Here is a 13,494-nt window from a genome sequence, read left to right on the forward strand (position 1 = left end):
TGGTTTCACCATCCTTTTCTAAAAGCAAGCAGTCGTTATGGTTTAATGGTTTCATTAGCATAATCAACGCCATCACGGACTACGCGATAGGTTGCACTATTATCATTTTTAACTTCAAAACTTAAAGTAACTTTTTGTGCCGTTGTAACCTTATCAATTTTTTTGTAAACCGTGCTTAAGTTATGCTTGGCATCACCAATGTAAATTATGAAGGTACTAACCGCAACTTTTGAAGAACCACTGGCGTTTTCAGACTCATCGCTGGGAGTGGCCGGTTCCAAGGTAATTGTTTTATCAAAAGTTTTGGTCTCTTCAGTTTGTTGCCCTTCAGAAGAAGAGTCGGCATCAGAACTACTGCTACTTGTTGGCTCAACACCCTTGGATAAAATCAAGGTTACTGTGCTACCAGATGCCACACTTGTGCCTGCCGCTGGACTCTGACTCATCACCGTGCCACTAGTAAAATCACTACTATATTGACTAGTGCCAAAAGTTAATTTCAATCCCACTCCTTCAGCGTAATCTTGTGCCTGCTGCTTCGTATAAGTTGATAAATCACGGAGGCTAACTAAGGCCGGTCCTTGACTAACAGTCAAAGTGATTGTTGTCCGTTTTGGCACAACTTTCTTTTTAGCGGCCACACTTTGCTTCATGATTTGCCCAGCAGCTACAGTTTCTGAATTTTTATTTTTTCGTTTAACTGTGAAACCTGCCCGCTTCAACTTAGCTTTGACAGTATCATAATCTTGATCATGATAATCGCCAATTGTATATGTTTTTGCGCCAGAGCTTAAAATCAAATTAACGGTTGAGCCAGATTTCACTGAAGTACGATCACTAGGATCACTTCGGATCACTAAATCCCTGGCGATCTGATCACTGTGTTCATAATCCGTTTGGCCAATTTTCAGATTCTTATCTTGTAAGGTTAGCTTAGCTTCATTAACTGACATACCTGATAAATCAGGTACCGTAACATCTTTTTTGCCTAAAATCAAAACTAAAACAACCACCAAAATTACCAAACCAACGCCACCAAGCGTCCACCAGGCCCACTTAGGTAAGCGCCGTTTGGCCTTAGTAGCAACAGTCGATTTTGGTGCCTTCGCATCTGCTGGATGCTCAGCTTCAGCTTCTTCAGGCTGATTTAATTCACTATCGCGCACTTCATTTGGTAAGTCTGATAATACTTTGGTTTCTGCTAAATTACTATCAGCAACTGCTGGCACAAATCGAGGCTCATTGACTCGATCTGGATCAAGGCAAGTTTGTAAATCGCCGGCCATCTCGGCTGCACTTTGGTAACGTTGAGCTGGATCTTTGGCAGTTGCCCGTAAAACAACATTTTCAAGTGCTTGCGGAATTTGGTTGTTAAATTGTCGTAATGATGGAATATCCTCATGAAAATGTTTCAGCGCAATTGTAACTGCTGAATCACCAGAAAAGGGTACTTTACCCATTAATAACTCATACAAAATGATACCTAACGCATAAATGTCTGATTGCGGTGTTGCCATGCCACCACGGGCTTGCTCAGGAGAGATATAGTGAACTGAGCCTAATAATGAGTTAGTTTGCGTAACTGATTTATCATTTAAGGCAACGGCAATTCCGAAATCAGCAATTTTGACTTGGCCGCTTGCTGTTACTAAAATATTTTGCGGTTTTAAATCGCGATGAATAATCCCCTGACTATGTGCTAATTGAACAGCTGACAGAACCTGCGTCATCATTTCAATTACTTCTGGTAGTGGTAAAGGATAGTGCTTGTCAATGAACGTCTTTAAATTATCGCCAGCGATATACTCCATGACAATATATTGCATCCCATTATCACTGCCAACATCATAAACACTGACAATATTAGGATGTGATAATTCACTAGTTGCTTTGGCTTCGCGTTGAAAACGACGGATCGTTGCTTGATCATGCTGTAAGTCCATGCGCAGCACTTTAACAGCAACTTGTCGATGCAAAATAGTATCTTCGGCCAAATAAACATTAGCCATGCCACCTTCGCCAAGCGTATCTAGAATTTCATAGCGTCCTGAAACCAAATACCCCCGCTCCATCATCACGGTTGCACCTCCACCTGATTTGCACCCGGCTGAACCATCAACACCGTAATATTATCAAGGCCACCATTGGCATTTGCTTGAACAACCAATCGTTGTGCTCGCTCTTTATTAGGTACCTCCGCTTTTAAAATATCGGTAATCAATTCGTCAGGGACCATATTAGTCAAGCCATCACTACAAAGTAAAAATAAATCGTTGGCTTGCCATTCCCCTTCGCGAAAATCAGGCTGAACATCCTTGGAGACACCTAATGTTCGAGTAATCACATTTTTCTGAGGATGATGTTTAGCTTCCTCCGGACTGATTTTGCCATATTTGACTAACTCATTGACCAAAGAATGATCCTCAGTAATTTGGGTCAATTGTTGATCGCGCCACAAATAACCGCGGCTATCACCAATGTTCGTCATTAAATAATGTTGTTGCCAAATCATAATAGCCACGAAAGTCGTGCCCATCCCATTAAGATCTGCAAAACGACTAGAAGCATTAATAATGCGGTCATTTTCATCGGTCAATTCATTCTGTAACCAATCACTTAATTGCTGACTATCGTGGAGATCCGTTAATTTGAAATCATGACCAATTTGTGAGACAGCCATCTCGGAAGCCACATCGCCACCTAAATGACCACCCATACCATCAGCAACAATTGCAAAAAGTACCCCGGCCTTATTTTGAAAAGCGGCCACATAGTCTTGATTATTGGCGCGTTTTTTACCAATGTCCGTTAAATAAGTGACATCCATTTTTTCACCATCTCATGTTATTGAATTCGTTTCAGACAAGCAATGAAAAAGCCATCACTATTCTCGTCATCCATTAATAATTGAAAGTTCTTTTGATCGCCAGTCCAATTGAGTGCTTGTGCTGCTGCAACTGGAACTGCCTCAAAGTTAGGCTGATTTTCTAAAAATTGCGCGACAACATCTTGGTTTTCCGCAGCAATAATTGTACAAGTACTATAAACCAGTAAACCACCAACTTTAAGCTTTGGCGCAACTGCCGCTAAAATTGCTGCTTGCACTTTAGGCAAACCGGCAATTTGTTCAGCCGTTTTTGCATAGCGGATTTCGGGTTTACGCCGCAACAAACCTAGTCCCGAACAAGGTGCATCCACCAAAATCCGGTCAAAACTTGCATCAGGATAGGCGGTATCCACTTGGCGTGCATCTAACAATTTTGTTTGAATGCGATTGCTAACACCCAAGCGCTCGGCATTACGGCGAATTAAATCGAGCTTGTGCTGATGAATGTCTAAAGCCACCACATGACCACCTGAATGTGGATCTAGATATTCCGCAATATGTGTAGTTTTGCCACCAGGTGCAGCACAAGCATCAAGTACGACTTGATTTGATTTCACTTGTAAGCTTGGTGCTACTAGCATTGAACTCTCATCTTGCACAGTGAATTCACCAGCCGCAAAAGCCGGATCCTGGGCAAAGTTACCACCTTCAGCACGCAAACCTGCCTGACTCAAGGGACTTTCCGTCAGTGTAGGATGATCAGGTAATAATTCGGCTAATAACGTGGCCCGATCAGTTTTAACCGTGTTAACGCGAATTGACGCAAACGGTGGTTGATTGATCACTGCAAAAAGCTGTTCGCATCTAGCTAACCCATACTGTTCAACCAAACGCTGGGTCAGCCACAAAGGTACACTGCCAGTAATACTAAGTCGTTGGATTGGGTCACTGATTGTTGTGTAATCTGCCTCACCATGCCGCTGTACTTGCCGTAAAATAGCATTAACTAAATTAGCATAACGCCCACCATCACGTTTTTTGGCAATTGCGGTTGCTTCGTTAAAAATCGCATGAGCAGGAATTTTATCAAGAAATAAAAATTGATAAAGCGCGACCCGCAAGTCGACTTGTACCCAAAGTGGTAATTGCTCTGGATGCTTAGCAAATTGCTGCCAATTATAATCCAAGCGTAATTGCCACTGGATTGTGCCATATAGCAATCTTGTAACTAATTTCTGATCAACTAGACTTAAATGCTCACGATTTAGCACCTGATTCAATTCCAAGTTAGCATATTGTTGTTTGTTAATAATGTTTTCTAATAAATTAACAGTTAACGCCCTTGTTGTTTGTTTTGCCATTATTCAACCACCTGTTGGCCCGCGACGAATTCGTCTAAGTAGCCATTCATAAAATTACTAATCGGCATCGGCTTTTTACCTGCCGGCTGGATTGTCTTAATTGCCCAAACGGAACCAGTTCCGGCGGACAACCAAAGTTGTTTTTTATCAGCTTTGACCACAAATCCGGGCGCTAAACTAGTTGATAAATCTGCGACAGCACTGTCCCAAATTTTAACCCGCTGACCAGCTAATTCCAAATAGGCAATTGGTTCTGGTCGTAACGCACGAACTTTATCAACTAATTGTTTAGCTGATTGTTGCAAATTCAATTGCTCTTCTTCAGGTTTAATATTAGGTGCAAAGGTCACTTGTTCAGGATCTTGCGGCACCTTGATCATCGTGCCCGCAATAATTTTCGGTAAAGTTGTTAACAATAAGTCACGACCTGCTAGACTTAACTTCTGGAAAACTGCCGCATTATCATCAGTAGCGTCAATTGGCACTTTTACTTGACTGATCATATCGCCAGCATCCATCTTAGCAACCATTTCCATAATCGTGACGCCAGTTTCACTATCGCCATTCATAATTGCCCGTTGAATTGGGGCACCACCACGATATTTTGGTAATAATGAGCCATGAACGTTTAGTGGCAATATCTTGGCAGCAGCTAGTAGTGATTTGGGTAAAAATTGACCAAAAGCGGCCGTAATCAATAAGTCCGGTTGTAAAGCAATTAGTTCGGCCAATTCTTGACTCTTACTTAATCGAGCTGGCTGATAAATTTTAATTCCTAAAGCAGTTGCCGCAACTTTAACTGGTGAAGGTGTTAAGACGTGTTTGCGACCAACTGGTTTATCTGGTTGCGTCACGACTGCCAGAATCTCATATTCAGGTTGGGCTGCTAAAGCCTGTAAGATGGGCACGGCAAAGTCCGGTGTCCCCATGAAAATGATTGATGTCATGTTTTTTACTCCTTAATTTAAGAAGGCCACTAAGAGAATTGCAACGGCTCACGATCAATCCGCAACTGAAAACCAGATTCTTTTTGCATCGTCTGGGTTAATTGTTGTAAGGCTGCAAATAACTTGGGTTCTTGCTTATATTTAATAATTAATTGATAGTAATAGCGATTGTTAATTCGAGCGATCATCTGCGGCACTGGGCCTAAAACAACTGCTTGAGGAGACAAAATAGGCAACAGTTGCCGCTGAATTTGAAAAATTTTCTGAGCTGTTAAATCCTCTTGCGCATGGCTCACAGAAACAAGAATCGTGTAGTAATAAGGTGGATAGCCACCTAAATGACGCAGATGCATTTCTTGTCGATAAAAAGTTTCATAATCCTGTTTTGCTGCTAACTGAATCGCATAATTATCGGGATTATAAGTCTGTACGATCACTTCGCCGGCTTTATTGGCACGACCAGCGCGACCACTCACCTGAGTCAATAACTGAAACGTCCGTTCACTGGCGCGAAAGTCCGGCAGACTTAGCGAGGTATCGGCATTGATCACGCCTACCAAAGTCACCTCAGGAAAATCTAGCCCTTTAGCAATCATTTGTGTCCCTAGCAAAATATCTGCTTGATGCTGACCGAATTTCTTGATAATTCGAGCGTGACCACCCTTTTTGGAAGTGGTATCCACATCCATTCGTAAAATACGAGCAGTCGGCAGTAATGCTTGTAAATCTTGTTCGACCCGCTGTGTACCAACACCAAAACTACGAATTTGACGGCTATGGCAATGTGGACATACTTGAGGAATTGGCTCTTGATGACCACAATAATGACATTTTAACGCCTGAATATCTTGATGTAGTGTCAATGAAATATCACAGTTTGGGCATTTAATCACCTGACCACAATCACGGCACATTATAAAATTAGCATACCCACGCCGATTAAGCAAAAGGATACTTTGTTCGCCCGCTGCTAACCGCTGCTGCAATGCCGTCAATAAATTGACCGATAAACTTGTTTTTCCTGACACCTTGTCTGCTTGGCGCATATCCAAAATATTAACTTGGGGCAATTGCGCAGCTTGTGGGCGTTTAGTAAGTCGTAACAATTGATAACGTCCTTTTTGGGCCCGGGCCCGTGATTCTAATGATGGAGTCGCACTGCCCAAAATTACCGGACAATGATGAATTGAGCTGCGATAAAGTGCCACATCTCGAGCGTGATAGCGCGGCATCTCCGTTTGTTTATAACTCGTCTCATGTTCTTCATCAATAACAATAACCCCAATATTTTTCAGAGGTGCAAAGACTGCTGAACGTGCACCGACAACAACCTTCGCTTCACCTCGCTCAATTCGACGCCATTCATCAAATCGTTCCCCCGCCGACAAGCCACTATGCAAAACGGCCACTTGCTTTTGGAAACGTTGCCGCACACGATTTACCATTTGCGGTGTTAAAGCGATTTCGGGAACCAACATTAAGGCCGTCCGACCTTTACGCAGTGCCTCAGCCAACGCTTGCAAATAAACTTCAGTCTTGCCACTACCAGTAATTCCCTCTAATAAAAAGACTTGTTGTTGCTGAGCCACAATTTGTGGGTTAATGGCTGCTAAAGCTGTTTGTTGCTCAGCCGTCAACTGATGTGCCGTTTCTGTTGTTTCCAGACTAGTTGGCCGTCGGTATGACTCAACTTCCTGACTAGCCAGCCATTGCTTTTTAACAGCACTTGTTAGTGTACTGCGAGAGAGTTCGGGGAGTTGCTCCTGCCAATCGGCCCAAGTACCAGTAAACGTTAAATGATCATGTAAAAAATTTAAAAGTAGTAATTGTTGCCGGGCATTCGCGCGAGTAGCGATTAACTGCGCTTGAATCATGGCTGCTGTCAACAGATTACGATAAACTAAGACTTTCTTAATGCCTAAACGCTGACTAACCTGGTAATCGATTGTCAAAACACCTTGTTGTTCCAGAAGTTTTATTTTTTGGCCCAATTTTGGATCTAACTGAGCTGGGAATTTTCCATGCAGCGGACTATCCAACAACGGTATCAGTGGTGAGTCAGCCGATAAAGGCGCTTTTAAACTAAAAAAACGTTGATAATTAGCACGTAAGGCATTAGGCAACATTGTTTGTAAACAACTAATTAGAAACGAGAAGGTATCTTTTGCTAACCAAGCTGCCATGTCTAAGGCTTCCTGATTAAGAACTGGTTCCAAATCAAGAATTTTACGAATTGGCTTTAATTTATCCTTAAACTCAGAAGTGTCTGCTAACTGCCAAACAAAGCCTTGACGGAGATGACCTTGACGGCCAAAAGGAACCAGCACGCGCATCCCCGGCTGCACTAAATGATCAAGTGCCTCAGGAATAGCATAGTCAAAGGGACGATTGGTTTGTTGCGCAGGAATATCAATAATAATTTGAGCAATCATGCCAGCACGCCTCCCTCTGTCTAATAAATCGTCAATCACAATTACTTATAACTTCATATACGCACAAATTTGGTTAATCACTTCAGTTGCCATCTGACTTTTAGCCATTAATGATAAAACAACTTGATGACCATCACGAAACAGTAGCGTGCCCTGATTCTGATCAACATTAAACCCACTATCAGTTCGACCAACTGGATTGGAAATAATTAAATCAAGATGTTTCTTGGTCAGCTTGGCGGTCGCGTTCGCCAATAAGTTTTCAGTTTCGGCTGCAAAGCCGGCCACAAACTTACCGGGATGATTGGCAGGTAAACTTGCCAAAATATCCGGATTTTTAGTTAACAATATGCTCATGGTATCTTGATCAGCTTGCTTTTTAATTTTCTGCTTGGCAGGTTGCGCACTACGAAAATCTGCCGGTGCTGCAGCCATCAACAGTAAATCGTGCTGAACAAACTCCGCTTGTAATTGCGTCATGAGCTCAGTTGCACTAATAATTGGGATAATGCGCGCCGGAAATGAGATTGGTCGGTTCACACTACTAATGATGGTTACCTCGGCACCAGCCGCATAAGCGGCGGCAGCCAACGCATAACCCATTTTACCAGATGAATGATTACTCAAATAACGAACAGGGTCAATTGCCTCACGAGTGCCACCAGCTGTCACTAGCACCCGCTTACCTGCTAAAGGTTGGGGCTGTGTTTGCCGCCAATAAGCTTGTTGCACCAAATTAAAAATAGTAGTTGGCTCTGGTAGCCGCCCCTTAGCTTGGTACCCTTCGGCCAAAAAGCCAGTTTCCGGCTCAAAAACCTGACGCCCATCAGCCTTTAATTGCGCTAAATTTCGTTGGGTGGCGGGTTGTTGATACATTTGATCATTCATGGCTGGAAAGAAATAAACTGGTTTGGTCGTTGCCAAGATTGCTGTTGTTGCTAAATTATCAGCCAATCCTTGGGCCACCTTAGCAATCGTATTAGCCGTTGCTGGCGCGACGACAATCAAATCAGCCCAGATAGTCAAGTCAAGATGTGCCAGTCCTTCATCATTAGTTCCTAAATACTGATCTGTATAAACGGGATGTTGACTGACAATTGCCAGAGATTTCACGGCCACAAATTCTTGGGCCGCTGAAGTAACCACCACCTTAACTTCAGCCCCTGCTTTAATAAATAACCTTACTAATAATGGCATCTTGTAAGCTGCAATTCCACCAGTAATAATTAATAGAATATGTTTACCATGAAGATTCATTATAAGCCACCTCATCAGATTAGTTACGACCTAATTTTTATAAAAATAATTATTTAATAAATAAAAAAGAAACCTTCTTAAAACTCTCAGGAGTTCAGAAGGTTATAATTCATTAGTTATCCTGTTGATCAGTTTTCTTTTCGTTATCCTGCTCAGCTTGTTTATATTGTTCAGCTTGGTCAATCGCCTCAGCGTCTTGTTCCTTTAAATCAGACGTTGGGTCAATTTCAACTTTACCGTCTGCAATTTCTTCTAAAGCCATTCCCACAGTTTTACCTGATTTATACTTATCAAGCATTTCAAACGAACCAGATTCCAATTCGTGTGCTCGTTTTGCTGCTAAAATAGCTAACGAATAGCGTGAGTCAACTTTTTCCAATAATTTATCAATTGGTGGATATGAAATCATTTTAATCTTCTCCTAACATATTCTGATAAGTGTCCAACACCCGTGCTACTCGGAGATGTTCACTAGCAATAATGTGTTCAATGCGATCAACTGCTTTGTCAACTTGATCATTAACAACAGCATAATCATAGTTTGTCATTAAATTGATTTCCTCGCGAGCCTTTTGCATTCGCTTGGCAATCGTGGCACTATCATCAGTGCCACGTTTTTCAATTCGTTTTTGCAGAATGTGTAAATCTGGTGGTGTCAAAAAGATGAAAACCCCATCACTAACCTTACTACGAACTTGCATGGCACCGCGAACTTCAATTTCTAATAAGACATCTTGGCCTTCATTGAGCATTTGATTAACATAACGCAGCGGGGTGCCATAATAATTGCCAACATATTGGGCATACTCAAGCATACCACCTTGAGCAATTTCATCCTCAAATTCAGTCTTGGTTCTAAAATAATAGTCAGCACCATCAACCTCGCCAGGACGAGGTTGTCGTGTAGTCATGGAAATCGAGTAGCGAAATTGCTGGCCATATTTAGCCACCATCGCCTGCCGTACTGTTCCCTTACCAACACCAGATGGACCAGATAAAACAATCAACATACCTTTTTTAGTCATGCAAAAGCTCCTAAGCCAAAAATGATTAATACTTATATAATGACCTTTTTTATGATTTTTTTCAAGTGTTTTTAAAACAAGTTGGCCCGCTTTCCAAAATACGCTCGCCAATGATTTAACAATAAAGCTGACCAGTAAATTTAATTTTGACGATATTTTCGACGATGATGGGCACTATCTAATCAGCTTAATTTAAAATTTCTCATGAAAAAGCGTAAATAAAAGTGCTAATTGACGACCCAGTCTAATTCCTTTAAGTCACCTCGTAATAACGTTGGCTAACTGAATAAGTCATCACACGATGGGCTAGCCTCGCCAGTTAGTAAACTTAAACAATCGTTAGCACCAACTCAAAAGTAACTTTTAAACTTGAAAACTAGTATCTTCAATTAGCCCAAGGCTTTGAGTAGCCCCGCCAATTTGATCAAAAAATATTTCTGAAAAAAGCTTGCTTTTAGAACAAATGTTCGTATAATAAAGGGTGCAAACAAATGTTCGGAGGAAAATAAAATGGCGACTTTTAAACAACTCAAACAACAAGTCAAACAGACCCTAAATTTCTTTTTTGACCTCGATAATTCAGACCAACCAACCAAAAAAATAGATGTCCAACATAATTTACCAACGATCAATCCAGAATTATTACAAGCGCAAATGTCGGCATTAGTCACTAAACCTCAAACAGTTTCATTACAAATAAAGGCTGATCAACCTAATCGACATCAAACCCAGTTCTTAGTTGGTCAGTTTCGCACGGTTAATTGGCAGAATGGTACCGCAGTGTTTCGAATTAGTCATAGTAATTTGATTCAACTGATTCGTTTTGACCAAATTATTCGGATTGCCGCTTAAATTAATTTTGTTTACCCCTTTTGTACCACTATTTAAAAAGCCGAAAAAAAGAAGTTACGACAACTCAACTACTGAGTTTAGTCATAACTTCTTTTTTTGCCTTTTTAAAGATGCTGCCATTCGGGAAAACGACTGGCATGATAATCTGGCGTCGAATTTTGAATTTCTGCAACAGCTCGTAAGACTAAGGGTGACGAATTAGCTGGCGAAAGTGTTGCCAGCGATTGCCAAGTACAACCGTTGGAATCATTACGGCCATCTGCAACCTGTTCTGGTAATTGACTTTGAGCTGCGGCGAATTGAACATCAAATAACGCGAAAATATGGTGAACAGTATCAGCAACCCCCTGTTCATGAACGAAGGTATCATAAACCCGGTTATTTGTGTAGCTAATTACTTGATGACCAGTTTCTTCCTTAAATTCTCGAACCAAAGTCGTGACTAAATCTTCACCAGCTTGCTGGCTCCCACCAGGCAAATCAAAACGATTGGCATAGGGACCGGCATTTTTTTGAATGCAAAGTAATTGATCCGCTTGGCGACAGACAGCATAAACACCAAAATGTTGGCTAACTGACATTATCAATCACTCACTTTTCTAGGTTGTCGCTGGCGTTTAATTTCATCTGCTTGACGTAACAGCTCAGCAGCGTGCTCTTCAGCCAAAGTAGTGACCTTAGTTCCAGCTGTCATTTTAGCCAAAACTAACACTCGCTGGTCACCAGTAACTGGTCGCAAGGTTGTCGTTGTTTCGCCATGCTGGACCTTTTTTTCAATGAGATATTGATGATCGCTCATTGCCGCTACTTGTGGCAAATGTGTAATACATAGCACTTGCGAATACGCCGCTAACAAATTAATTTTGTCAGCAATTGCCTGAGCCACTCGACCACTCACCCCAGTATCCACCTCATCAAAAATAATACTAGCCACGCCTTCATGATGCGCAATAATCGTTTTGATTGCTAACATGATTCGCGACAATTCACCACCTGAAGCAATCTTGACTAGTGGCTTTAAATCTTCACCAGGATTAGTCCGTAAATAAAATTCAGCATGATCCTGACCACTGCTTAAGTATTGGCCAGCTTCAGTTGTAAAATGAACAGAAAAAACTGCTTTTTCCATATAAAGTGAGCTTAACTGTTGATGAATCTCTGCGGCTAATTTCTTGGCTACTTGTTGTCGTGCCTTCGTTAACTGCGCGGCCAAATGGCCTAGTTGCGCCTCAATTTGCTTAAATTCACTGGCAATTTGATCACCATCATTAGTAACTTGCTGCATCTGTTGATACTCAGTCTTGATTTTGGCTTGATAATGCAAGACATCAACTAAATCTGGGCCATACTTCCGCTTAAGATTATTGATGACCTCAAGCCGTTGCTCAATTTCATTAAGTCGATCCTCATCAAATTCCAGATTATCCAATTCTGTTTGCACACTGGTACTAATATCCTGTAAATCATAATAAACACTATTGATATGATCAGAAAGTTCCTGATATTCAGTACTTAACTGCGCAATATCTGCTAATTGTCCTCGCGCCACTGCGGTTAGATCCATGGCGTTCTGATCCTCATTGGTTAAAACAGCTAAGCTTTGTTGCAGGGCAAAATTAACCCGCTGAAAATTAGTTAAGCGATCCCGTTCCTGAGTCAACTGCTCATCTTCATTGGTTTGCAATTTAGCCTGATCAATTTCTTCTAACTGAAATTTCAACATATCTAACCGCTGCACATAGGCTTGTTCGTTACGATTGCGATCATCTAATTGTTTTTTTAAGCGCCGGTATTTAGCGTAGACCGTTTGATACTCAGTCTTAATTTTGCCAATTTTGTTTTGACCGTACTGATCCAGAATAGCTAAGTGTTGTTCAGGATTCATTAACTCTTGATGCTCATTTTGACCGTGAATATCCACAAGTTGCTCGCCTATTTGCCGTAAAACCGTGGTTGTGACAATCTTATTGTTGATGCGACAAACATTGCGGCCATTACGACTTAATTCACGTTCCAAGAGGATATTCTGACCATCTAACGGTAAATCATTTTGCGCAAATAGCGTCCGTAAATTGTCGCCTAACTTAACCACAAATAAACCTTGGATATCAGTTTTTTTAGCCTTGCTACGAATAAAGTCGCTAGAACCGCGGCCACCAACTAATAAACCTAAGGCATCGATAATAATTGATTTTCCGGCCCCAGTCTCCCCAGTGAGAACGGTCATGCCGCTTTCAAAATCAACTTCGAGATGTTCAATAATTGCAAAATCACGGATAATTAAATTTGCTAACATAACAACTACCCTCTCATTAGCCAATCAGTTCTGAATTAATTGTACTAAACGTTCCCAGATTTTGGTCGTCACCGCCGAATCAGATTTCAAAATCAACAGGACCCCATCGTCATTATCCATTACCATAAAAACCTCTGGCCAGCGTAGTTGCTTTAACGCCGCGGCCACCATTGGTCCACTTCCAGGCGCAGTTTGCAAACTAATTAGATTATCCTGCTGCCCCAACTGAACATGCGCGTTTTGAAACAAATCGCGTAATGCTTGATCAGTGGTTGCGGGTTGCTGACGCTGAGCAACCTGATAAACCAATCCTTGGCTAGTTGCCACCTTGATCAAGTTAAGTTCATTAATATCCCGCGATATCGTTGCCTGAGTAACTTGATAACCTTGTTCTGCCAAGGCATTGACTAAATCAGCCTGGCTTTGAATCGTTCCTGTTTGGATTGCCTGCATGATCAGTTGTTGTCGTAATTGTTTCTTCATCTTTATCCCTTCAG

12 protein-coding genes are annotated in these 13,494 nt (G+C 41.6%); 1 reads left to right on the plus strand and 11 read right to left on the minus strand.

Annotated features, from left to right (window positions below; all coding sequences use genetic code 11):
- Positions 1-35: 35 nt before the first annotated feature.
- The 8 genes from pknB to gmk all read right to left on the minus strand — a co-directional run bounded on the left by pknB (position 36) and on the right by gmk (position 9,849).
- Positions 36-2,075 (minus strand): Stk1 family PASTA domain-containing Ser/Thr kinase, encoded by a 2,040-nt coding sequence (gene pknB / locus EKM81_RS04760; RefSeq protein WP_125649238.1) that lies wholly within the window; start codon positions 2,073-2,075, stop codon positions 36-38.
- Positions 2,075-2,827 (minus strand): Stp1/IreP family PP2C-type Ser/Thr phosphatase, encoded by a 753-nt coding sequence (locus EKM81_RS04765; RefSeq protein WP_125649130.1) that lies wholly within the window; start codon positions 2,825-2,827, stop codon positions 2,075-2,077. The genes pknB and EKM81_RS04765 overlap by 1 nt, the downstream gene beginning before the upstream one ends.
- Positions 2,828-2,844: 17 nt before the next feature.
- On the minus strand, positions 2,845-4,188 hold the full coding sequence (gene rsmB / locus EKM81_RS04770) for a 16S rRNA (cytosine(967)-C(5))-methyltransferase RsmB (protein ID WP_125649135.1): 1,344 nt from the start codon (positions 4,186-4,188) through the stop codon (positions 2,845-2,847).
- Positions 4,188-5,135, minus strand: coding sequence for a methionyl-tRNA formyltransferase (fmt, locus tag EKM81_RS04775; protein WP_125649138.1), 948 nt, complete (start codon positions 5,133-5,135; stop codon positions 4,188-4,190). Before fmt ends, rsmB begins: the two co-directional genes overlap by 1 nt.
- A gap of 29 nt (positions 5,136-5,164) precedes the next feature.
- Entirely contained in the window at positions 5,165-7,567 is a 2,403-nt protein-coding gene (gene priA / locus EKM81_RS04780; RefSeq protein ID WP_125649141.1) for a primosomal protein N', read from the minus strand.
- A 45-nt stretch (positions 7,568-7,612) separates the two neighbouring features.
- Positions 7,613-8,824 carry a bifunctional phosphopantothenoylcysteine decarboxylase/phosphopantothenate--cysteine ligase CoaBC gene (coaBC, locus tag EKM81_RS04785; protein ID WP_225420179.1) on the minus strand — a complete coding sequence of 404 codons (1,212 nt, stop codon included), beginning with the start codon at positions 8,822-8,824 and terminating at the stop codon, positions 7,613-7,615.
- 112 nt (positions 8,825-8,936) lie between these two features.
- Positions 8,937-9,233, minus strand: coding sequence for a DNA-directed RNA polymerase subunit omega (gene rpoZ / locus EKM81_RS04790; protein ID WP_125649147.1), 297 nt, complete (start codon positions 9,231-9,233; stop codon positions 8,937-8,939).
- A gap of 1 nt (position 9,234) precedes the next feature.
- Positions 9,235-9,849 carry a guanylate kinase gene (gene gmk / locus EKM81_RS04795; RefSeq protein ID WP_125649150.1) on the minus strand — a complete coding sequence of 205 codons (615 nt, stop codon included), beginning with the start codon at positions 9,847-9,849 and terminating at the stop codon, positions 9,235-9,237.
- 510 nt (positions 9,850-10,359) lie between these two features.
- On the opposite strand from gmk, the gene EKM81_RS04800 reads away from it, so the two are divergent.
- Complete coding sequence (locus EKM81_RS04800; protein ID WP_125649153.1) at positions 10,360-10,701, plus strand: hypothetical protein; 342 nt, start codon at positions 10,360-10,362, stop codon at positions 10,699-10,701.
- A gap of 104 nt (positions 10,702-10,805) precedes the next feature.
- Here EKM81_RS04800 and EKM81_RS04805 read toward each other — a convergent pair whose 3' ends face one another.
- From EKM81_RS04805 to EKM81_RS04815, 3 genes are read right to left on the minus strand one after another with little or no spacing between them, the layout of a single operon-like run.
- Entirely contained in the window at positions 10,806-11,282 is a 477-nt protein-coding gene (locus EKM81_RS04805) for an NUDIX hydrolase (protein WP_125649157.1), read from the minus strand.
- Positions 11,283-11,284: 2 nt separating this feature from the next.
- Complete coding sequence (gene recN / locus EKM81_RS04810; RefSeq protein WP_125649160.1) at positions 11,285-12,997, minus strand: DNA repair protein RecN; 1,713 nt, start codon at positions 12,995-12,997, stop codon at positions 11,285-11,287.
- Between the two features lie 24 nt (positions 12,998-13,021).
- Positions 13,022-13,480 carry an arginine repressor gene (locus EKM81_RS04815; protein ID WP_125649163.1) on the minus strand — a complete coding sequence of 153 codons (459 nt, stop codon included), beginning with the start codon at positions 13,478-13,480 and terminating at the stop codon, positions 13,022-13,024.
- Positions 13,481-13,494 lie beyond the last annotated feature (14 nt).

This window comes from Lapidilactobacillus gannanensis, from assembly GCF_003946675.1.
Lineage (GTDB): Bacteria > Bacillota > Bacilli > Lactobacillales > Lactobacillaceae > Lapidilactobacillus > Lapidilactobacillus gannanensis.